The sequence below is a fragment of the Mangrovivirga halotolerans genome, assembly GCF_026241165.1.
Taxonomy (GTDB): Bacteria; Bacteroidota; Bacteroidia; order Cytophagales; family Cyclobacteriaceae; genus Mangrovivirga; species Mangrovivirga halotolerans.
The window spans coordinates 170,535-192,763 of record NZ_JAPFQN010000001.1 but is presented as its reverse complement, the minus strand read 5'-3'; the positions used below and the strand labels follow the sequence as shown (position 1 = coordinate 192,763).

Below are 22,229 nucleotides of genomic sequence, written 5' to 3'. Positions count from 1 at the left end.
ATGTTTGAAAAGGAAATAGCATATGTAGAGCCACTTTCTGCTGTTAATAATCTAAAGGATAAGTATCGGGGAAATGTCTCAATAGAGAATCTTTCTTCTTCTGAAAAAGAAGCGCTTATTGATTTGATAGAGAAAACTTCTGGTATGGAAACCAGAGATATTTCTTCCCTGACAACAAAAGAAATTATTGAAATTCTGGAACCATCGGCTAAAGATGTTTCAAAGGGGACACTTACTAAAAAAGTTTCAGAAATAAAGAAAAGGGCAGGTAGACGAAAACCAAAATTTGCATTTCCTTCAACAGACAAGCCAGTTGAAAATTTTAAGAAGAGAAATCCATTAAATCAATCAACGGATAAGCTGCAAAAAATGCAGCAGATAACCGAGATAAGGAAAAAGAAAGATTTACTTCTAAAGCCGGTCAAAAAGTACTTTAATGGACTTAAAAGAGCAGAAATTGCCTCAGTTAAAGGTTTTAGGGAAAAGAGTAAAATAAGAAAGCAATTTGAAGACTTTGAAAAACAATTAACCAATCAGAAAATTGAGATTGGAACTACTGATTTTATAAAGGAATTAAATAAGAACTTCCCTGAAATTGAATGGCAACAACCAGAGATTGATCTTTCAGGATTAGATAATCAATTAAATATTCTTAAAAACGCTTCTCCTGATAAAATTGCTGAGGATAATAAAGAGGAGAATACGCTAAAAGAAGGGGAAAAGCCTTTAAAAGATAATTCTGAGGATAATAAAAAAGATTCTAAGAAGGAAGATAATAAAGAAACATCAGAGAAAACTGTAAGTGCTGATAATGGCAAAAATAAAAAGGCAGAAAAGGAAAACAAGCAAGCTAATAAAGAGGCCTTAAAATCTACTAAAGATAAAAACCAAAATATTGGCAAATCACCCGTTAGTATTCCTGTTGGATCGGGAGTAAAAAGATCACCACTTCAGCTGGTGAAAAAACCAGAAGTGATTGCAAATACTTTAACAGAAGATTTATCTGAACAACATGATAAAGCGGTAAAGTCAATTCCAGAAATAAAAACACCAACAGGGTTACCAGAAGGGGATACTAAACTACCAGAAATTTCACCAGTTGAAAAGGCTGAAGAAAAGGTAAAAGAGGTCACCACTAAAGAACCAGTTAAGAAGGAAGTTGAATCTAAAGTAGAAAAAGCTCAATCAAAGGCAGTAGAACATCTCCCACAAGATATTAGTGAGTTTCCGGAATCATTGCCGGATCTTGAGGTTGACCTTGGGCCTAAGCCTGATGTACCACTTGAAGGTAAAGCAGATCCTGAAAACATTAATAATTTAAAAGAGGATTCCTCTAAAGAAATTAAGGACAGGAAAGAGCGCTTTAAACAATTTCTAGAGGCAAACAGAGGAATTGACCTGATTAAGCCGAAGCCCGATAATGAAATCTTAAAGGCAAAAGAAAAGTTACAGGAGGAGTCCGAAGAATTAAATACCAATATTCAGGAAAAAGTTAAAGACTCAATTCCTGAAATTGATCAGGGTTTTGCAGCTGAAGCGGAAAAAAGTGTTGGTCAAAAATTACAAGAGGAACAAAATAAACTTGATAGCGGTAAAAAGGATCTTGAATCTAAGAAAGAGTCAGCAAGAAGTGATCTGGATGCTAAAATAAATGAGAAAGCATTAGAGACCGAACAAAAACAAAAGGAAGCCAAAGCAAAGGCACAATCAGACGCAGATGCCAAAAAGAAAGAATGGGAGAAAGAAAATGAGGCTGTATATAAGAAATATGAAGCAGATGCTGCAAAAGCAGATAAACAAACCAGTGATAAAATACAGGATAAACTCACTGAAACTGACAAACAGGTATCTGCAAAATTAAGTGAAACACAGAGTAAAACAGATACTGCAATTGCTGAAGCAGATGAAAAAGTAGAGTCTACAAAGCAAGAGGTCGAACAAGATAAAAGCTGGTGGGATAAAGCAGCAGATGCAGTAGCAAGTGTATTTGATAGTCTAAAATCTGCAATCAATAGTATATTCGACGGATTAGTCAAACTCGTCGAATCGATCGTTGAAGCAGCAAAAGCAGCAGTAAATGGATTAATAGATGCTGCAACCAAAGCTATTACAGGTTTCATAAAGGCATTCGGTGATATATTAAAAGGAATTGTTTCAGTTGTATTTGCTGCGTTCCCCTCAATTGCTAAGAAGTTTAATGATTTAATTGATAAAGCTGTTGACTTTGCGGTTAAAGCCGTTGAAAAAGCAGCAGAGTTACTTAAAAAGGCTGTGAGCATGTTGCTTGATGCCTTTGCGGCAGCAATTAAATTTTATATAGAAGCCTATCGTGTACTTGTAAATGCTGTTCTAAGTGTAGTAGAGGGATTAGTTATCGGATTGATTAAGATATACAAGGGGATCACCAATTTGGGTAAAGCAGCAATTATGTCTCCCGATCATTTTATGGGACAGATGTCCGTTGAACTTCTAGGGCAAGATGTTACCCAACGATTGCCAAATGAACGAGAATTTGCGGAAAATGCTGAAGGTGTAGCTGTTGATGAAACTATTGCCCAAGCAAATATGGTTCGCGAAGATAAGGAATTACTTTCAAAGCAATCATATGAAGAATCAGATGTAGTGGCTGATCAGGTTATTACAGATCTGGAGTTAGATAATGCCTTGCTGGCACAAATTGGTATGATTCCTGAAGGTGGAACTGTAGAATTTGGTGAATCGGATGATAAGGAGCATGGTATGGATGCTGTTAAAAAAGATGCAGTTGATACTTCTGAGACAATGGCAGAAGCTTCCTCATCATCAACAGCTCCTCAAGCAGAAACGCCAACTACCAGCGAGGCACAACAAGCAGGGCCAAAAGTTGGGCCTTTTAATTCTCCAATGGAACGCGCAGCATATTTGGCAGGTACCATGAAGGATGCCGTGGTTAAATGGTTTAGCGATAATAAGACAAAGATTATTTTAAGTCTGATCGGGGCAATAGGTGGATTGATATTAGCAAACATATTAACTGGTGGTGCTGTAATGGCAGCTATACCATTACTGCTTCAGATAGTTGGGGCATTTTTTGCTGTGGAAGGAATCTATCAGATGGCCAAGCATTTTGGATCGTATTTAGGCCAAGCCTGGCCGGGTAATCTGGTTCAGGGTGCGACACACTTAGCTCGTGGACTTGCAGCCTTGACGATCGAATTGGTATTTGCTTTAATTTTTGGAGGTAAGGCAGCGTTAAAAGGAGCCAAGACAGCCGTCAAAACCGTTGGTAAAAAAGGAGTGAAAGGAGCGGTGAAGTCTGGTGCTAAAGCGGCTAAATCAAGTGTAAAGAAATCCTTTAAAGAGACAGGAGAGGCCGTTGGTAAACTTGGGAAAACCGCAAAAGAAGGTGGACAAGCCCTTGTTAAAAACGGTAAGGTAGCCATGAAAGGTGTCCGGAAAGGCATGGCTAAAGGAGCGAAGACCTTTGATGACCTGGGCAAGAAACTCAGCAAGAAGCTAAGGTTTAAAAAATTCAGGATTAGGGTTCAGAAGCGTCGATTTAAACTTGAGGGAGAAGTCAACCCATGGGTGTTATTGGCGAGTGGAGAGGTTAAACATTTTGATGCTAATGATTCAAGAGTAAAGGGAAAACGTGTTGGTAGTAAAGTGAAATTAGATAAGAATAGCAAAACGAATTGGGATAAAGATAAAGATGGTGTGCTAATAGGATGGCAGGATACAAAAGTTTCAAAAGGAAAGGGAATAGATGATAGCCAATTTACAGGTAGTAAGTATGTTCAGGATTTGGATGCTGATGAAGCCAAAGCGATAGATGAATTTGCTGAGTTAACAAATTCCGGAATGACCAATGAACTTAGGGGAAATAGGATAAGAGGGGGAGCAAAAAGTGAAAGAGTTTCTTTAAGAAAGGAAGTTAGGGATGAAGTATATAAAAATGCAGATTCCGGGATGAAGGATGCTAATGGATATACTATTTACCTTGATCAAAAGACATTTAAACCAATACCTAACTATGGAACTCATTATCCTAAAAAGACACCGTTAGGTCATCCTCACCCAAAAGCAGGTCAGCCAGTGCCAGCTAATCTAGTAGGGAAGCCAAGAGCTGATATTGGTCATGTGGAAGGGCAATCTTGGAAGGATAGACTTTCAGAACATAAGGCAAATAATTTAACTAGAGAAGAGATAATCGAATTTGAAAATAATCCAGTATTATATGGTTTGGAAGAGCGTAGTTCAAATAGGAGTCGTAAGTTAGATTAAATAAAATATTGATATGGATAAGTTTTTTAAAGCTGTTTATGATGGCGATGTTGAAATAGTAAAGAGTTGTTTAGAAAAAGGAATTGATTTAAATAAAACAAATGATACTGGTAAAACAGCGTTGCACATTTCAGCAGAAAATAATAATAAGGAATTAATTGAAATGTTAATTAAAAAAGGGTCAAATCCGAATATTTTAAATAAACAAGGATATACCCCTGCTCAATCAGCAACTTTAAGAAATAATTATGAAGCTTTAAATGCTTTACTGAAAGGAGGGGCTGAGATAGCAAAAACGGACCCCAATGGCAACACATTATTAGCAAATGCAGTGATGCATTATCGAGGAGATGATCGGATAATTAAACTATTATTAGAGAAAGGTATTGATCCCAAAATTGAAAATAATCATGGAATTTCTTTATTTAATCTATTAAACATGCCGAAGAATAAAGATATCAAACACTTATTTGAATAAACTTAATAAAAGGAATTAAGAATAAGTTATAAATCCGATATTTTGAAATGACTAGTCCTAAATAAACGATAATGTTTTACAAGGATAATAAAATTAAATAGCACTGTGCAATGGCATGGTGCTATTTTTCTATTTATAGTTCGCAAAGGCATGACAAAAGGAGCGAAAACCTTTGACGACCTGGGCAAGAAACTTAGCAAGAAGCTAAGGTTTAAAAAGTTTAGATTGCGCATTGATGGGCGAAAATGGATAGTTGAAGGACAAATTAATCCATGGGCAGTTATAATGGAGGGGCCGTTATCTGGAGAGATTGTTGAAGTTAAAAATGTAGAAATTCCAAAAGGTATAAGAAAAGGAGATGATTTTGTGAAAGATGGAGAAAAATTGCGTTTACTTTCTGTTGCAGATGACCTACCTACAGCCAGTGCAAATTATAGAGAGTATTTGAGATTTTTACAGGTAAATCATCTAGCTCAAGTGTTATTCATCATATGATAGAAAAAAAATCAAGATATTCTAAATTATTTTCTGATCAGCATATTCACGCCCCAGTGCGATTAAAAGCTATTCCAAAAGGAGATATTAATAGTGCTTTACATTTATCAAAAATCAGGGTAGCGTGGAATAATATGTATGATAGTTTAGATGAATTGTCGAGAAGGGGGCTTATAAATAATCAGGCAGCTATTAAGGCTATATCAAAATATGCAGAAAAAACTGATGATTTTATAAGTGCAGTGTTTGATAAGATTGATGAAATGGCTACTACCCTTGGAAGAACGCCTACTAAAGATGAAATTAAGGATATTGCTCAAAATTGGCTTGATGAAAATAATTGGGATGACATATTAAAAGAATGTTTAACTGACGGAATTCAAAATAGTAAATAAATGAAACCAAAAATATATATTTTAGAGTCTGCATCTGTAGATGGAGAATTAGGGACTGATACCAAAGAATTGGCCACAAATAAATGTGAATGTGGAATTATTCGTCCTTTAATACCAAAGTTTATCAAAGTTGAATATATATTCGATACATGGGAAGGAAGTGATGTATTGGCAGGTTCAAAGAGTTTCTTTGTCTCAGAAAGATTAAAAAATGAGATGATAAATGATGGGATAAAAAGTGTGGAATTTCTAAAAATAGAAGCTTCAAAAAGGGAGTATTTTGAAATAGATTCTTCTGTACAGAAAAATACGTTGCCTGATTTTTATTATTTAGATGTTCTTAATAAGAATATATATTGTGTATCAAAAATTTATAATGAAATTGAGTGCAATAAATGTGGACTAAAAAAATGGGAATTAAAGGATAATGGATTAGATGCTTTAATAAAAGGCGTTACAGGTGAAGGAAGTGAAGAAAGTCTTAAAATTAAATATGATTCCTGGAAAGGTGAGGATATTTTTTATTGTGAAATGCATAATAAACCCATAATTACTGAACAATTTCTAAGTTGTATTAAAAAGTTTGACATTGGTAACTTGAAATTAGGAAATGCTTCTTGGATATAGATTTTCAGTTTAGTTAGTAAGATTAAAAAAAATATTTGAATTCTAATTAGAAAATCGATATTTCATATTTGGAATCAATCGTCTCAAGAATGTAAAACATATTACGATGACATTATAATTATTCTATATTAAGAAATGAAGCCTTCAGTTAGTATTGAAGGCTTTTTTTATGATTAGATAAATTTATCAGAATAAATAAAATTACTATGAGGAATTAACCTTTTATTGGTGCCCAAGCTGCTAATTCAGAGGATAAAAAATCGATCGGCGAGGCAAAAGAGGCCTTAGGTAATTTATGGTATACAACCAAGTAAGGTGGCAGGACACTTGTTGAAAATGGGAAAGTAGCCTTGAAGAGTGTCCGGAAGAGCATGACAAGCGGGGCAAAGACTTTTGATGATCTGGGTAAGAAATTAAGTAAGCGACTTAGATTTAAAAAATTCAGAATTAGAGTTCAGAAGCGTCGTTTTAAGCTTGAAGGAGAGGTGAACCCATGGGTGTTATTGGCAAGTGGAGAGGTTAAACATTTTGATGCTAATGATTCAAGAGTAAAGGGAAAACGTGTTGGTAGTAAAGTGAAATTAGATAAGAATAGCAAATCTAAATGGGATAAAGATAAAGATGGTGTGCTAATAGGATGGCAGGATACAAAAGTTTCAAAAGGAAAGGGAATAGATGATAGCCAATTTACAGGTAGTAAGTATGTTCAGGATTTGGATGCTGATGAAGCCAAAGCGATAGATGAATTTGCTGAGTTAACAAATTCCGGAATGACCAATGAACTTAGGGGAAATAGGATAAGAGGGGGAGCAAAAAGTGAAAGAGTTTCTTTAAGAAAGGAAGTTAGGGATGAAGTATATAAAAATGCAGATTCTGGTTTGAAAGAAGCCAATGGGTATACAATTTACCTTGACCAAAAAACATTTAAACCAATACCAAACTATGGAACTCATTATCCTAAAAAAACTCCATTAGGTCACCCCCATCCAAAAGCGGGTCAACCCGTGCCAGCTAACTTGGTAGGAAAACCAAGAGCTGATATAGGACATGCTAAAGGATAACCTTGGGAAAAAAGACTTGCAAAACATAAAAGAGATGGTTTAAATAGAGAAGAAATAATTGATATTGAAAATAATTCAGCTTTGTACGTTTTAGAAGAAAGAAGTTCAAATAGAAGCCGTAAATTGGACTAAAAATAAAATTATTAATGGCTGGGAGATAACTGTTGAAGATCCTCGTTTGCCAATGTTTTTAGTCCGTGGCGAATGTAAAGTTGAAAGTCTGGCGCCATAAACATCAAATATATTCAACTAAGTGTGGAGCAATCTAAAAATTGTTCTTCAGACAACATACTTCATTGATCAACACGAAGAATAGAATTCCTATTGATTTTTTGAAGTTATGTTGTTTACCTGACTGATTGTAATTGGTTTTAAAATTTTAAAAGAAACTGATGAAGCTTTTTGTAATCTTTAGTTGGAGATTAAATCAAATAGTACTTCTTATTGAGATTTTAAATCATTGATGATAATCTTCTTGATTGGAAATTATTATATTTTTGTCCACATTCTATTAAATTTATTTACAGTAGTCACTCTCTGAGTGATGCTGTAATAATAATTGATTAATTATAAAAACAACATATAACGCATAATATGACTTCAGGATTTTTTGCTCTATTAGATGATATAGCGGTACTCATGGATGATGTAGCTGTTATGAGTAAGATAACCACCAAAAAAACAGCTGGTATCCTTGCCGATGATTTGGCAGTTAATGCCGAAAAAGCTTCAGGGTTTGTGTCATCACGAGAATTAATAGTTCTTTGGAAAATTGCAAAGGGTTCTTTTTTGAATAAATTAATAATTCTACCAATAGCTTTCCTGCTGAGTGCATATTTCCCTATAGCTATTATTTATCTCCTTTTAGCAGGAGGGATTTATCTGGCCTATGAAGGTGCAGAGAAAATTTATGAATATCTGTTCCATAAAAAAGATGCTAAGGAAAAGGTTAAAGTCTCAGAAATGACTGAGGAGCAAGCAGTTGCTTATGAAGAGAAAAAAATTAAATCTGCTATAATTGTTGATTTTATATTGTCAGTTGAGATTGTGATTATAGCCTTAGGTACTGTCGTTGAAGAGCCATTAAATATGCAAATAATTGTAGTTTCAATAGTTACCTTATTAGCTACTGTCGGAGTTTATGGTTTGGTAGCTCTGTTAGTTAGAATGGATGATTTTGGTTTAAAATTAATAGCTGAAAGCAATTCTAAAATATCAAAAAACATTGGTAAAGCCATGGTGAAAACTCTTCCAGTTATAATTAGAAGTTTAGCTGTAATTGGAACTATTGCTATGATATTGGTTGCTGGCGGAATATTTGTTCATAACCTTGATTTCGTTCATGACCTTATACATAATTTTCCTTCAATTTCAGGTGAATTTCTAGTGGGATTGGCTATTGGGATTATAGCTTTATTTGTTGTAAAAGCCATCTTAAAAATAAAGCAGGTAATATTTAAAAAATAACTATTAATTGGTAAAGCAGGGTAGGGCAATGAGTTGACTAGATAGAAGAAAGTTTACTACAAAATGAGGTAGTCTTTTTAATATAATATTAGATTTTCACTTATAATAATGTTGTTTTTCATGTTATAATATGGCTATTGTTTTAAATTTAATAAGAATAATTATAAAAGTGCCGGAATGAGAAATCAACTAAGAAAGCTAATAACTACATTGTCTATTTTGATCATAATTGTATTTATGATCTTCACAATAAATCAGTTGGTTGATCTCTATGCCAATTTAATAGTCATAAATGAAACTCTTGCTGTAGTAGTAACGATTTCTGTTATAATTATTTTGATAGGCCTCTTTACTGTTCCTCTTGTTATATTTATTAGACTTCCAAAGGCTATTGCTAAACCATTGTCAGATGATGAATTTCCTGAATACCGAAAAAAAGTAATTGCCAGGTTAGCAACTAATAAACTCATAGGAGGTAAATATGATCTCTCAACGGAAGAAGGCATTTTAGACGCTCTTACCTATTTAAACAACGAGGCTGATAAAGTAATCCAGGAAACAGCATCCAGTGTATTTTTGACAACAGCTGTTTCACAAAATGGTAAACTGGATGCATTTACTGTTTTAATTACTCAAACTCGTATGGTTTGGAAAGTATCTCATATTTATTGGCAACGACCTGCTTTAAGAGATATGATAAATTTATATGCTAATGTAGGTGGGGCAACATTTTTAGCCTCAGAAATAGAAGATCTGGATCTCTCAAGACAAATAGAACCCATAATAAATGCCATGGTTAAGAGTCCCGGTAGATCGCTGCCAATTGTTGGTCACGCAGCCCATATTATTACCGATTCACTTTTAGAAGGATCAACTAATGCATTTTTAACTTTAAGGGTAGGCGTGGTAACTAAAAGATATTGTGGTGCTATAGGTGATTTGGATAAAAGGGAGGTAAGAAAAAACTCTTATCTTGAAGCTTCGGGAATGTTAAGAACACTTGTTTATCAATCATCTTCAAAAGTTGTAAAGAGTCTTATAAAAGCAACGAAAGATACTGGCGTAAACACAGTGAAATCTGGTTTTGGAGCCATTAATAAAGCCGCTAAAAATGTCAGAGAAAAATTGGAAAATCTGACAAGGAAATCTAATAAAGACTTAGAGCAGCCACCAGAAACTGATTCTAATTAATCTCATAAGGAAATTAATTGATTATTATTTAGCTTTTAAAAGAGGTTGAAATAAAGAGCAAAAGCTACTAAAGCTACAATTAATAATATTGAGAAAATTACCAGGGATTTACTTTTTCGATATAGTTTGACTGATGTGATTAAACCCATTAAGGTAAAAATGAAAATGCAAAAGAATAAGTTGGTTAATCCCTGATCATGGGCATCACTTAGATTAAATAGTTTGGCCAGGTCTACTAAATAACTGGTGAGAAATCCTGAAACGATAAATCCAATATTTATTATAGTATATCTCAATATCATATCTGTATTTAAGTTTCAGGAGCTTTTTTTTAAGTTCAAATCAAGATTCCTGTACTTGGAATTACTCATCATTTAGAATATATTTTATTATCAGTTGTAGGTATCTTTGTCAATTATTATAGCTTTTATTACCCTTGAAGGATAATAAGACTAGGAAACCTGGTAAATCAATTGAGTGGATTTCAGAGGCATAAAAGAACTAATCCTGCAAAGTCTCTTCAAGATCTATATTATAGTAACCACCAACGTTAATAGTTCTTTTTTCTGAACTTTTTACGATCGTATAGCAAACATCGATCATATTTCTAAGTTCACATAATTGTGTAGAAATGATGAGCTGCTTATATAAAGCATTAGTTTCCTCATACATTACTTTTAGCCTTCTCAAGGCTCTTTTTAACCTTTCTTCTGACCTCACAATACCAACATAGTCGCTCATTAGAGTCTTTAGTTCATTCATACTGCAAGTGATAAGAACCAATTCTTCAGGAGGAACAGTTAGATCCGCATTCCATGCTGGTAAATTTTTATTAATTTTTACCAAATCCACTTTTGAGGAAATATCCTCAAAACAACGATGAGCATAGACGATGGCTTCAAGCAATGAGTTGCTCGCGAGTCTGTTAGCTCCATGTAAACCTGTTCTTGAGCATTCACCACAAGCGTATAAATTATTAATATTGGTTCTGCCATTAAGGTCAACATTTATTCCCCCACAAACATAATGGGCAGCAGGAGCTACTGGGATATATTCTTTAAAAGGATCGATACCAATATCAATACATTTATTCAAAATATTAGGGAAGTGTTCTTTGAATTTGTCATTATCTAGATGAGTGCAATCCAGAAAGACGCACTCATCACCAAGCCTCTTCATTTCCCTGTCAATAGCTTTTGCAACGATGTCTCTGGAGGCCAATTCACCCCTGTCATCGTATTTAAACATAAATCGTTCACCCGATCTGTTTTTTAATTGAGCACCAAATCCTCTTACCGCTTCTGAAATTAAAAACGATGGATTTTCTTCTTGTTTATACAGTGCAGTAGGATGGAATTGAACAAACTCCATGTCGCGCAATTTAGCCTTAGCTCGATAAGCCATCGCTATTCCATCTCCAGTAGCTATTAATGGGTTGGTGGTTGTTCGATAGACCTGACCAATTCCACCGGATGCCATTACAGTAAATTTAGCTTTAAATGTCTCTATAGAATCAGTTTTCTGGTTGAGAACATAGGCACCATAGCAGTTTAATTGTTTTCCCTCTTCATATTTATGTACCCTTTCAGAAACCTGGTGTTCAGTGATGAGGTCAATCGCGAAATGATGTGAAAGTAATTGCAAATTCGGAAGCGACTTGATCTTATTTAAAAGAGTCGATTCCATCTCAAACCCGGTAATATCTTTATGATGAACAATTCTCTTTGCGGAATGTCCACCTTCAAGGCCAAGATCAAAATCTCCATCTGGGGTTTCGTCGAATTGCGCTCCCCAGGAAATTATTTCTTTAAGTCTGTCAGGGCCTTCCTTAACTACAGTTTCTATCACTTTTGGATCACCAAGCCCCGAGCCAGCCTTTATCGTATCGTTGATGTGTTGTTGAAATGAATCCGACAATTCATCTAATACAACAGCAATGCCTCCTTGTGCATATTTGGTGTTTGATTCACTTTCATCTGCTTTGGTAATGATAGTGACTTTTTTATCAGGAAACTTTTCGGCAAACTTTATTGAGAAAGTTAATCCGGCCAGGCCGGAACCGATTACCAACACATCGCTTTTAGGCATAGATTAAAAAGTTATTTAGATAACTCCAGCATTCTTTCGATCGGTTTTAAAGACTTTAATCGAAGTGATTCATTAATATTTACTTCAGGAGTTTCGTATTTCATACAAACATATAACTTCTGAAGGGTATTCATTTTCATAAAGCCACATTCTGAGCAGGCACAAGTATTATCTTCATTAGAAGGAGCCGGAATAAGAATTTTTTCGGGCACTTCTTTCTGCATTTCATGGAGTATGCCAGCTTCTGTGGCTACAATATACTTATTGTTTTCATCATTTTTGACAAAATTTATCAGTCCACTTGTTGAACCGATATATGAGGCTGTTTTCAATATATGACTTTCAGATTCCGGGTGAGCTATAATAGTAGCATCCGGGTTTTCCTTATGTAATTCAAGTAATTTGTCTATAGAAAAAGCCTCATGGACAATACAGCTACCATCCCAAAGAAGCATATCCCGACCAGTTTCTTTAATTAAATATCTACCAAGGTTTTTATCTGGAGCAAAAATGATTGGCTTATCCTCAGGAATTGAATCAATAATCTTTTTTGCATTAGATGAAGTACAAACAATATCACTTAAAGCTTTAATACCTGCAGAACAATTAATGTAAGTTACCACCACATGGTCCGGGTGTTGCTTAACAAATTTTTCAAATTCTTCAGGCGGGCATGATTCTGCTAATGAACAACCTGCATTAAAATCAGGAAGAACAACCTTCTTGTTAGGATTAAGAATTTTTGCGGTTTCAGCCATGAAGTGAACCCCGGCAAAAACAATCATATCCGCATCGGTTTCAGCTGCCTTTTGAGATAGACCCAAACTATCTCCAATATAATCTGCGATTTCCTGTATCTCTGATTCCTGGTAGTAATGAGCTAGTATTACTGCATTTTTTTCTTTTCGAAGCCTGTTGATCTCTTCAACTAAATTAACGCTTGATGGTATTTCAATATCCAGAAATCCTTTTTTCTCAACAGCTTTTATGTCAATATTTTTAATCATCATTTTAGATAGTTGCTGGGCAAAGTTAATCAATAATTAAATTTCACTACACAAATAGTTTACGCCATTCTTTATATTAGGTTTACCAAAGAGCCAGGCTTATTATATATATTGTAGCGCCAACACCAAATATTGCCAGGCAGTAGGGGATAAGCCGACTGGCTTTTAAGCCTGTTATTCCTAGTAAAGGTAAAGCCCAGAAAGGTTGAAGCATGTTAGTAATTTGATCTCCGTATGACATAGCCATAACCATTTTGCCCATTGGAACATTAAGGGATTTTGCAGCATCGATTAACACAGGGCCTTGTACTGCCCATTGACCTCCGCCTGAAGGAACAAATACATTAAGAATTCCTGCACTTATAAATGTAAATATTGGTAGGGAATCTTGTGAGCTCCAAAACACGAATTGATCAGAAATAGTTTCTACTAAACCTGAATACTTCATTATCCCCATAATTCCAGCATATAATGGAAATTGTAAAATTATACCTGCACTTTCTGACACAGCTGAAGTAGCTACTTTTTGAAACTTAAGTAAACTACCCTGACCAATAATACAGACACCAAACAAGATGAAATTGATGAAATTCAGATTTAAAAATGCTAAAGCAGAATTATATTCTTGATTGAAGATCACCACTGCTATCGCTGCAATAAAAAGTATACCTAATATTGTCGAGGTAATTATACTTTTTTCCATACCCATTGAATCTTCTTTTTGATACGGAGGCTCTCCAGGGTTAATATCTTTCTCACCATTCTCTTCTTTCTTTTCTTCTTGCTCTTCCTCCTTCTCTTCATATAAGAATGAAGGGAGGTTTAAGCTTCGTCCGGTGATTTGATTTCTTGCTAAGAGCCCAAGTGGAACAAAAACTATAATAGCTACACATGTTAAAATATTTTCAGTAGTAAAAATAGTTTCGCTTACAGGTAACACCCCCATTTGATCAACCAGAAAATGGTCGGGTTCAGCTACGGTTAAAGGAGCAGATCCGGAAAGACCGCCGTGCCAAATCATCATTCCTGCATATCCAGCAGCTCCAAGAGCTCCATAATTAAGTTTCCAGTTATTTTTCGCTGCAAGCTCTCCAGTTTTTCTAACTAACACCGCTCCGAAAATTAAGCCTAATCCCCAGTTTATCCACCCCATGATCATTGAGCTTATGGCAATTATTAATATTGCTTTGGCATTTGAAGTGCACCTGCAACTAAAAAAATTAATTGCCTTATCAACCATTGGAGTTTTGGCCAGTGTATGTCCTAATATTAATATTAAAGACATTTGCATAGAGAAAGCCAGAAGGTCCCAAAAGCCTTTGTTCCAATACTCTAATGTTGCCATCGATTTATTTAGAATCCCTGATTCTTCCTCTGAACCAAGAATAATCGATAGGATCATGGTAACAACCGTAAGGATAACTGCTATTCCAAACGGAGAAGGCAAAAAATCAAAATAACTTTTTCTATCTGGATGTCTCATTAATTTTTAATTTTCTCCAACTTACTACAGATTGCTTAAAAAATGAAGCGTATCAATATTGTCAGCGTAATCCCAGGGTTTAGGATTTTGTGCTTCACCAAAGTCAATATACTTATTATCTTTTCCAACGATACATTGAATTTTGTCATCTACAGATTCAAGATAATTAAGAAGTTCTTCTTGGTTTTTATATTCTTTATAATAAACTACGCTAATAGGAGATACTATTTGATTTTCAGCCTTTTTTAATAGTAAAAATCCATTATCAAAGTGTTTTTCATTATTTACTAGATAAATAGATTTATTGTAATCGTAGTTATTATTGTATTTATGGTGATTTATAATAGAGTTAAATCCTTCTATTGCCTCAAAAAAGCTTTTAAACTCGTATCCTTCAGGAACCAACAATAAACTAACGTTTCGACATCCTAACCCGAAATAAGTAAAGATATCATCCCCAAGATTTTTTAATTCTTCACTGGATTCTTTACCTGTCAGAATCGCGGCGGAGGTTCGATTACGTCTTATGATGTTAGGATATTTTCCAAAGTAGTAATCAAAATACCTTCCTGTATTATCACTACCTGTTGCTATAACAGCGTCAAAATCTTTTAATTTGTCCACAATATCAACTTTTTCAGATAGTTGTGGGTTTAATTTAAATAATTTGTTTAATATAAAACTTATAATTACCTGATCTTGAGAACTATATTTAACTTTAGCAATGTGACCACTCAAAAGTATACTTAATAAATCATGAAATCCGACCCCAGGTATATTGCCAGCCATTACTATACCAATTTTCTTTGGTGAGCTAACAGGAATGTCAGGGTATTTATTAAGCCATGATCTTAAATTTTCCTCTTTGAGGAGGGTAGCGATTCCCTGAACAGCTTTTTCTACAGACTCTTTAGTAAACCATGGATTCCTTTGGCCCGCTTTAAAGGCTAAATCTTCCAAAGTTTCTTCGCTTAAAGAATTGAGTTCGTTTCCTAATTCTATCCAGGTATCTATTTGTGGGTGATTCATGTTTATTTAAATTTGATTCAAAAATAATCAAATGAATGAGAAATACGTATAATGAAAGTAATCTGGTTTGATTGCAAACTTTAAGTGCGTATTTTTGTTACGCAATAAAAAAAAGACAACTACTACTATGGCAATAATGATCACAGACGAATGCATCAACTGTGGTGCATGTGAGCCCGAATGCCCCAATACAGCTATCTATGAAGGTGGTGTTGAATGGACCTGGGGCGGGGGTACTGAACTCGACGAAGTTGAACTTGAAGATGGTTCCTCAGTAGATGCTGATGAGCCTCAAGAACCGGTATCTGACGAATTTTATTATATAGTTCCGGCTAAATGTACGGAGTGCACAGGTTTTCATGAAGAACCTCAATGTGCAGCTGTTTGTCCTGTGGACTGTTGTGTACCTGATCCGGATTATGAGGAGACTGAGGATGAGTTAATGGAGAAAAAAGCGTGGTTACACGGAGAATAAATTTTAAGCCTTCCTGAATTGGAGGGCTTTTTTTATCTCATTCTTTTTCTTTTGTTCAGGTAGGTCAGCAATACATTTTTAAGATCTTTCCTGATATCCAATGGTACAAAGTCCATTTTCAATTCTCTGCATCTGTTTTCAATCATCGCAAATTCTTTCAGTTGAGTTTTATAAAACTCTTCTTTCACTTCACTTGGATTTAATTTTAACTTTTCCCCGGTTTCTTTATCAACAAAAAGATATGGCCTGTCATCAAGGTTTAAATTGAGCTCAGTTTCACTATCATATACGTGAAAGATTACTACTTCGTGTTTTTTATGCTTGAGATGCTGAAGCGCAACAGAAACTTCCTCTAATTGTTCTGCATCAGAAATAAAATCTGTAAACAAAATCACCAGAGATCTTTTATGAATAGTTCCGGCGACAGTATGTAACACATCACTCAGTTTGGTTACTCCTTTAGGAGGTTGGTTTTGTAATTCTTTTTCAAGCAGTGAATAAATATTAGAAAGATGATTTCCCGTTGATTTACAGTCGGTTTGATTATCCATTTTATCACTGAAAAAACCAACGGAAACAGCGTCTCGTTGTTTTTGCATCAGGTAACTTAGAGCTGCAGCTGCAAGAAGAGAAAATTGTAATTTTTCCTTTTCAGGTTCAGGGTAGTGCATACTTGCAGAATGATCGATAAGTAATCTACACCGGAGGTTGGTTTCTTCTTCATATCTTTTGGTGTAGAGTTTATCTGTACGTGCATATACTTTCCAATCAATGTGGCGGGTCGATTCTCCTGTATTATATGGGTTATGTTCGGCAAATTCTACTGAAAACCCATGGTATGGAGATTTGTGGTGACCTGTAATGAATCCTTCCACGAGTTGCCTCGCTAGAAATTCAAAATTCTTATAGATTTTATTATCCTGATCTTTCATTATTATTGAAAGTTAATGATACGGTTAATAAATCACTAAAAATTAATTGCAGGATTGATAATTTGAATGAAAATAATTTTTCCATTTGCATTTATGAATATTTATATACTATATTGGTGACTAAAATTGGATTGAGAATGAAAGGTAGTCGGGTAGATTTCCAGTCCTTCCGGTTGTTTTCATTCATGATTATTTAAACTTAAACTTTTGAATTGTGGAAGATAACAAAGACAAGAATGAGTTATTCGCTCAACGTGTGAAAGCGGGAAAGAGGACTTATTTTTTTGACGTTAAAGCAACCAGGTCAAATGACTATTATTTAACAATTACTGAAAGCAAGCGTCGTCATAAAGAAGATGGATTTTATTACGAAAAACATAAAATCTTTTTGTATAAAGAGGATTTTGATAAATTCATTCTTGCCCTTCAAAATACAGTAGACCACATCAAAACCGAATTACTTCCTGAGGTTGATTTTGATCAGTATAGACCTAAAGAAGAAGAAGAAGCAGACGAAATTGGATCGTCGTTCGGTGATGAATTGAAATGGGACTAAAATAAAAACTCAAATGGCTTACCAAATTAGGTAGGCCTTTTTTATTTTTAGCCATGTTCCAAAAAAGAATCATATATGTAGTTCTGGGTGTAGCACTTTTTATTTTTCTCGCCTGGTTTTTCTCCAATATATTTGTCTATATAGTAATCTCGGTAATTTTTGCTGCCATTTTAAGAGGACCGGCAAATTACCTTAGCCAGATATCTGTTTTTGGGTTTCAGGTACCAAGGGTAATTGCAGTTATTTTTAGTTTCCTGGTACTGTTACTTGTGGTGTTACTCTTTATCATTACATTTATTCCCCTTATTTCTGACCAGATAAATGTTCTTGCTAATTTAAATTACGACAAACTCTTCAGGACAGCTGCTGAACCAGTTAACTGGCTGGAAGAATTTCTTATTAATAATAATTTGACATCAGAGTCAAGAGGATTTATTAAAGATTCGATAAAGGATAATTTTGTTGGGTTTATCACTAGAATTAACGTTAGCAATTTATTAAATACATTAGTAGGATTTACCGGTAGTCTTTTTATTGGAATTCTTGCTGTTGCCTTTATAACTTTTTTCCTTTTATATGAAAAAGGCATGGTAAGAAGGCAATTTAATAAGTTAATTCCTAACAGTTATTTTGAAGTAACTATTACTGCCATAACTAAGATAGAGAGACTTTTAACTAATTATCTCGTGGGTCTGTTATTACAAATGACAGCAATATTTACAGTCGCTTCTGTTGGTTTATCTATTCTCGGCATCAAATATGCTATAACGATCGCTTTATTTGCCGCTTTGGCTAACCTGATACCTTATGTCGGCCCGATAATGGGGGCTACCTTTGGGATTCTGATCGGTTTAAGTACCCAGTTATTAGGAAATGGTGATGGTGGATCATTGTTAATACTTGTAGTTAAGATTTGTACAGTCTTTGCAGTAGTACAGATCATGGATAATATGATTTTTCAACCATTAATTTTTTCAAAAAGTGTAAAAGCTCATCCTCTTGAGATTTTTGTTATTATCTTTGTGGGCGCAAATCTGGCGGGTGTCGTCGGAATGATTGCAGCTATCCCTGTATACACAGTGTTGAGAGTAACAGTATTGGAGTTTTATAGTGGATATAATCAATATTACGTTTTTAAAAATAATTAAGAAGAATGGGTTTACAGTGTGGCATTGTTGGGCTACCTAACGTTGGTAAATCAACATTATTTAATGCATTGTCTAAAAATAAAGCGGAAGCAGCGAATTTCCCTTTTTGTACCATCGAACCAAACGTGGGAGTAATTAAGGTACCTGATGAGAGATTAGGTATTCTTAAAAATCTTGTGGATCCTGAGAAGGTTTTACCAGCGATTATTGAATTCGTTGATATTGCCGGACTTGTGAAAGGAGCTAGTAAAGGTGAGGGGCTTGGAAATAAATTTCTTGGTAATATCAGACAGGTAGATGCTATTATACATGTTATCAGATGTTTTGAAGATGATAATATAGTTCACGTAGATGGTAAGGTGGATCCTGTAAATGATAAAGAAGTTATTGATACTGAGCTTCAACTAAAGGACCTTGAAAGTGTTGAAAAGAAAATTCAGAAGGTAAAAAAGATTGCCAATACAGGTGATAAGGCTGCAAAAGCAGATCTGGAAGTGCTTGAAAAGTTTAAAAAGACTTTGGAGTCAGGGAATAATGCCCGTGCTGTGGAGGCTACTGATGAAGAATTGAAAGTAATTGAAGATATACAGTTATTAACCGTTAAGCCTGTTATCTATGTTGCAAATGTAGATGAGGATTCGATAATTTCTGGTAACAAGTATGTTGATGCTTTGAAAGATTCAGTAAATAATGAGAATGCCTTAGTAATCATGGTTTGCGCATCAATTGAGTCTCAAATTGCAGAGATGGATGATGAAGAAGAACAACAAATCTTTCTTGAAGAGTATGGTCTTAAGGAAAGTGGGTTGAACAGGCTAATCAGAGCATCTTATGAGCTTTTGGATTTGATTACTTACTTCACAGCCGGTAAAAAGGAAGTCAGAGCATGGACCATTCGAAAAGGATGGAAGGCGCCACAGGCTGCCGGGGTTATTCATACTGATTTCGAAAGAGGTTTTATTCGGGCTGAAGTGATTAAACTACCCGATTACGAACATTATAAAACTGAACAAGCGATTAAAGAAGCTGGTAAGGTGGGTGTTGAAGGAAAAGATTATATTGTAAAGGATGGAGATATAATGAATTTTAGATTTAACGTCTGATAATTATTTTACATTCATAAAATTTAACAGCAATGCGACATATAATTTATTTGGCATTGCTGTTTTTTTATTTTATGTTTGAGCATTAGATGGTTTAAAAACCATGTCGTAAACCGTTATAGCAAGGTCCTCGATAATTAATTTTAAATTTTTTCTTAAAAAAATTATATTATCTTGCTGCGATAAAATTTTTTTGTGTATTTTAGTTAAACACGATCTATTATTATTTCATTATTGCAATTACCATATTTGACTTAATAGTAGTTTTTAGCCGTAACCGTAAACTTTATTTTTTTGAGCTTTGAGAATTCGTATAGTTTTTTTACTTAAGAACCGTGGAGGATTTGTTCCATTCCACCATCAATACCTTTTAGCACAATTGATCAAAGGTCTGTTGTTGAAAGGTGGTAAGAAGGAGTATGTAGATTTCCAGGATTACAATTTCTCCGGGTTAAAAGGGCAAACCAAGATTAGTAGAAATGGTCTTCATTTCTATTCATCGAGGGTAACTTTAGTTCTTGCCTCTGGAAAAAAAGAATTTCTGGATTATTTTCTTTCTGTCCTCTTTACAGAAAAGCAGATTGAAGTCGGAAATCTTCATTTAACCCCTGAGATGGCTGAATTGGAAGCAAAGCCTGATTTTGAAGAGGAGATGAAATACATATGTATTTCTCCAATGTTGATCATCCCACCATCTTTAGATTATAGAGAAAGCAAAAAATTCATTAATCCAATGGATGAAACTGTGTCTGATCTTCTTTATGATTCTACAATGGCAAGAATGGAAGCTTCAAATCAGTTTCCAGCAGAAAAATTCAAAGACTATTTTAAATTTCAGGTCGTTCCAGATGTGAATTATATCAGGAAGATCAATGAATCTCAGAAAAAGTTTGCCAGGATCTATCCTGCTTTTGATCAGGATGTTAAATATGAAGTCAGGGGTTATACTTTCCCTTTTACCTTATATGCACACCCTGATGTTCAGGAATTCCTTTTCATTCATGGCATTGGACATTTCACCTTTAAAGGTTTCGGAATGCTGGATTTGGCAAATCATGATCCATCAAAAAGGACTACTAAATATCACCATAAAAATATTGAGGAAAGAAAATCAACTCCAGCTAGCTGATCAGTCATTTACTTTAAAAGATTGATAACCTACAGGAAGATCTCCTCTTCCTCCAGGAGGACGATAATATACCAGGATTTGATAATCATTTTCTGTATCAAAAAAACTACCCTCGTAATAATATGAGGGTTTTTCTTTGTCCTCTACATAGAATAAATAGTTATATCTACCTTGCTTCAAAAGTATAGTATTTTCATACACTCCTTTTGCCGGATTATATATCATCTCCGAACTCTGATCTTTTTTCCAATAATTGAAAGCACCGATAATATATATTTTACCCTCTATTTTGTTTGATTCAAGGGTAACAACTGTTTCAGCATATTCAGAAGTTAATGATGTTTCATCTCTGAGACTGTTACTGATATAAAACTGACCATCGAGATCATCGTATACCGGTCGGGCATAAGCAGAATTCGATCTTCTTTCTGCCGGGAGTAGTCTTACTTTAGGGAATACTCCTTCAGGGCCATCATGAGTAACCTGAAGCCCCCTTAAATCTATAAATCGAAATTCATTCCATCCCAGAAACTCATTTTTTTCATCTACTGATTCAAACCTGAGCTGTTTGGCATTTTCATTGATAAAAGTCGGAGAAATATTATATTTCATATTATCCCATCTTTGGTTTTGTAAGACTATTGTTTTTAACTCACTTGCAGGGTTTTGAACATTAAGTCCTCCGTAACTAACAATGTAGTTTAATCGTTGATTTTTTGCCCTCCCAACAACAGAATTACTTCTTTCCAGGTTGGCTCCGATAGATGTTTTTTCATCATAAATTATGCACCGGTGGGTGAAAAGAATTTTTTCAGGATCCTGATCACGATAAACTATGACAGCATAATTGCCGGGTAATTTTACTCGTGGCAATTCAAAACTATAATGGACATATGGAGCTTTTGTATTCATTGAAAAGTCAAAATCTTCAATTAACCATTCATTGTATTGATTTAAATAATCTCTTTCAAAAAAGTCTGAAGGAGTCCAGTCTGCATTACAATGGATTAATTTTACATATAAATACCCTGCATCATATGTAAGTTCATCAAACTCTAAAAATAGTTTCGAGCGACTATTAATATTTATTACTGGAGGGGCTGTTGGATTGTAAACATTATTTTGAACAGCATAAATGTTCGCTGTACGAATTTTACTGTCATAAATTTTATTTTCATATATTTCTATATCATTACCAAGCAAATTAAATGGCCTTGGAAATATGATTAAAATCAACAGTATTAGGTGATTAGAGAAGATTGTGTTATATATTTGTTTTAGAGTTACAACCATAATTATTAT

General features: G+C 34.5%; 20 protein-coding genes. 13 read left to right on the top strand and 7 right to left on the bottom strand.

Annotation, left to right across the window (positions count from 1 at the left end):
* The 8 genes from OO013_RS00790 to OO013_RS00755 all read left to right on the top strand — a co-directional run bounded on the left by OO013_RS00790 (nucleotide 1) and on the right by OO013_RS00755 (nucleotide 9,977).
* Complete coding sequence (locus tag OO013_RS00790; RefSeq protein WP_266054614.1) at nucleotides 1–4,263, top strand: GH-E family nuclease; 4,263 nt, start codon at nucleotides 1–3, stop codon at nucleotides 4,261–4,263.
* 13 nt (nucleotides 4,264–4,276) lie between these two features.
* Nucleotides 4,277–4,741, top strand: a complete 465-nt coding sequence (locus OO013_RS00785; RefSeq protein ID WP_266054612.1) for an ankyrin repeat domain-containing protein — start codon at nucleotides 4,277–4,279, stop codon at nucleotides 4,739–4,741.
* 150 nt (nucleotides 4,742–4,891) lie between these two features.
* Nucleotides 4,892–5,236 carry a hypothetical protein gene (locus OO013_RS00780; RefSeq protein WP_266054611.1) on the top strand — a complete coding sequence of 115 codons (345 nt, stop codon included), beginning with the start codon at nucleotides 4,892–4,894 and terminating at the stop codon, nucleotides 5,234–5,236.
* Nucleotides 5,233–5,631: a hypothetical protein gene (locus OO013_RS00775; protein ID WP_266054610.1), complete on the top strand. Its 399-nt coding sequence runs from the start codon at nucleotides 5,233–5,235 to the stop codon at nucleotides 5,629–5,631. The genes OO013_RS00780 and OO013_RS00775 overlap by 4 nt, the downstream gene beginning before the upstream one ends.
* A complete protein-coding gene (locus OO013_RS00770) occupies nucleotides 5,632–6,258 on the top strand; it encodes a hypothetical protein (RefSeq protein WP_266054609.1) in 627 nt (208 codons plus the stop codon).
* A 350-nt stretch (nucleotides 6,259–6,608) separates the two neighbouring features.
* Nucleotides 6,609–7,319, top strand: a complete 711-nt coding sequence (locus OO013_RS00765; protein ID WP_266054608.1) for a hypothetical protein — start codon at nucleotides 6,609–6,611, stop codon at nucleotides 7,317–7,319.
* A gap of 594 nt (nucleotides 7,320–7,913) precedes the next feature.
* Nucleotides 7,914–8,786, top strand: coding sequence for a DUF808 domain-containing protein (locus OO013_RS00760; RefSeq protein WP_266054607.1), 873 nt, complete (start codon nucleotides 7,914–7,916; stop codon nucleotides 8,784–8,786).
* A gap of 177 nt (nucleotides 8,787–8,963) precedes the next feature.
* Nucleotides 8,964–9,977: a DUF697 domain-containing protein gene (locus OO013_RS00755; RefSeq protein ID WP_266054606.1), complete on the top strand. Its 1,014-nt coding sequence runs from the start codon at nucleotides 8,964–8,966 to the stop codon at nucleotides 9,975–9,977.
* Nucleotides 9,978–10,012: 35 nt separating this feature from the next.
* Here OO013_RS00755 and OO013_RS00750 read toward each other — a convergent pair whose 3' ends face one another.
* The 5 genes from OO013_RS00750 to OO013_RS00730 form a co-directional block, all read right to left on the bottom strand.
* Nucleotides 10,013–10,273, bottom strand: a complete 261-nt coding sequence (locus tag OO013_RS00750; RefSeq protein ID WP_266054605.1) for a hypothetical protein — start codon at nucleotides 10,271–10,273, stop codon at nucleotides 10,013–10,015.
* Nucleotides 10,274–10,478: 205 nt separating this feature from the next.
* Nucleotides 10,479–12,065 (bottom strand): L-aspartate oxidase, encoded by a 1,587-nt coding sequence (gene nadB / locus OO013_RS00745; protein WP_266054604.1) that lies wholly within the window; start codon nucleotides 12,063–12,065, stop codon nucleotides 10,479–10,481.
* Between the two features lie 11 nt (nucleotides 12,066–12,076).
* The gene (gene nadA, locus OO013_RS00740; RefSeq protein ID WP_266054603.1) at nucleotides 12,077–13,075 is read right to left on the bottom strand and encodes a quinolinate synthase NadA; all 999 of its coding nucleotides are present in this window, start codon (nucleotides 13,073–13,075) and stop codon (nucleotides 12,077–12,079) included.
* 79 nt (nucleotides 13,076–13,154) lie between these two features.
* On the bottom strand, nucleotides 13,155–14,555 hold the full coding sequence (locus OO013_RS00735) for a TIGR00366 family protein (RefSeq protein ID WP_266054602.1): 1,401 nt from the start codon (nucleotides 14,553–14,555) through the stop codon (nucleotides 13,155–13,157).
* Nucleotides 14,556–14,579: 24 nt separating this feature from the next.
* Complete coding sequence (locus tag OO013_RS00730) at nucleotides 14,580–15,584, bottom strand: acyl-CoA reductase (RefSeq protein WP_266054601.1); 1,005 nt, start codon at nucleotides 15,582–15,584, stop codon at nucleotides 14,580–14,582.
* Between the two features lie 127 nt (nucleotides 15,585–15,711).
* Between OO013_RS00730 and OO013_RS00725 the strand changes: the two genes are divergently transcribed.
* A complete protein-coding gene (locus OO013_RS00725; protein ID WP_266054716.1) occupies nucleotides 15,712–16,059 on the top strand; it encodes a 4Fe-4S dicluster domain-containing protein in 348 nt (115 codons plus the stop codon).
* A 32-nt stretch (nucleotides 16,060–16,091) separates the two neighbouring features.
* Here OO013_RS00725 and OO013_RS00720 read toward each other — a convergent pair whose 3' ends face one another.
* On the bottom strand, nucleotides 16,092–16,991 hold the full coding sequence (locus OO013_RS00720) for a DUF58 domain-containing protein (protein ID WP_266054600.1): 900 nt from the start codon (nucleotides 16,989–16,991) through the stop codon (nucleotides 16,092–16,094).
* Between the two features lie 214 nt (nucleotides 16,992–17,205).
* Between OO013_RS00720 and OO013_RS00715 the strand changes: the two genes are divergently transcribed.
* The 4 genes from OO013_RS00715 to OO013_RS00700 all read left to right on the top strand — a co-directional run bounded on the left by OO013_RS00715 (nucleotide 17,206) and on the right by OO013_RS00700 (nucleotide 20,927).
* The gene (locus OO013_RS00715; RefSeq protein WP_137090421.1) at nucleotides 17,206–17,547 is read left to right on the top strand and encodes a DUF3276 family protein; all 342 of its coding nucleotides are present in this window, start codon (nucleotides 17,206–17,208) and stop codon (nucleotides 17,545–17,547) included.
* Nucleotides 17,548–17,600: 53 nt separating this feature from the next.
* A complete protein-coding gene (locus OO013_RS00710) occupies nucleotides 17,601–18,695 on the top strand; it encodes an AI-2E family transporter (RefSeq protein WP_266054599.1) in 1,095 nt (364 codons plus the stop codon).
* A 5-nt stretch (nucleotides 18,696–18,700) separates the two neighbouring features.
* Nucleotides 18,701–19,798: a redox-regulated ATPase YchF gene (ychF, locus tag OO013_RS00705; RefSeq protein ID WP_266054598.1), complete on the top strand. Its 1,098-nt coding sequence runs from the start codon at nucleotides 18,701–18,703 to the stop codon at nucleotides 19,796–19,798.
* 301 nt (nucleotides 19,799–20,099) lie between these two features.
* On the top strand, nucleotides 20,100–20,927 hold the full coding sequence (locus tag OO013_RS00700) for a CRISPR-associated endoribonuclease Cas6 (RefSeq protein ID WP_266054597.1): 828 nt from the start codon (nucleotides 20,100–20,102) through the stop codon (nucleotides 20,925–20,927).
* Here the strand turns inward: OO013_RS00700 and OO013_RS00695 are convergent, their stop codons facing one another.
* Nucleotides 20,928–22,163, bottom strand: coding sequence for a type IX secretion system plug protein (locus OO013_RS00695; protein ID WP_266054596.1), 1,236 nt, complete (start codon nucleotides 22,161–22,163; stop codon nucleotides 20,928–20,930).
* Between the last annotated feature and the right edge of the window lie 66 nt (nucleotides 22,164–22,229).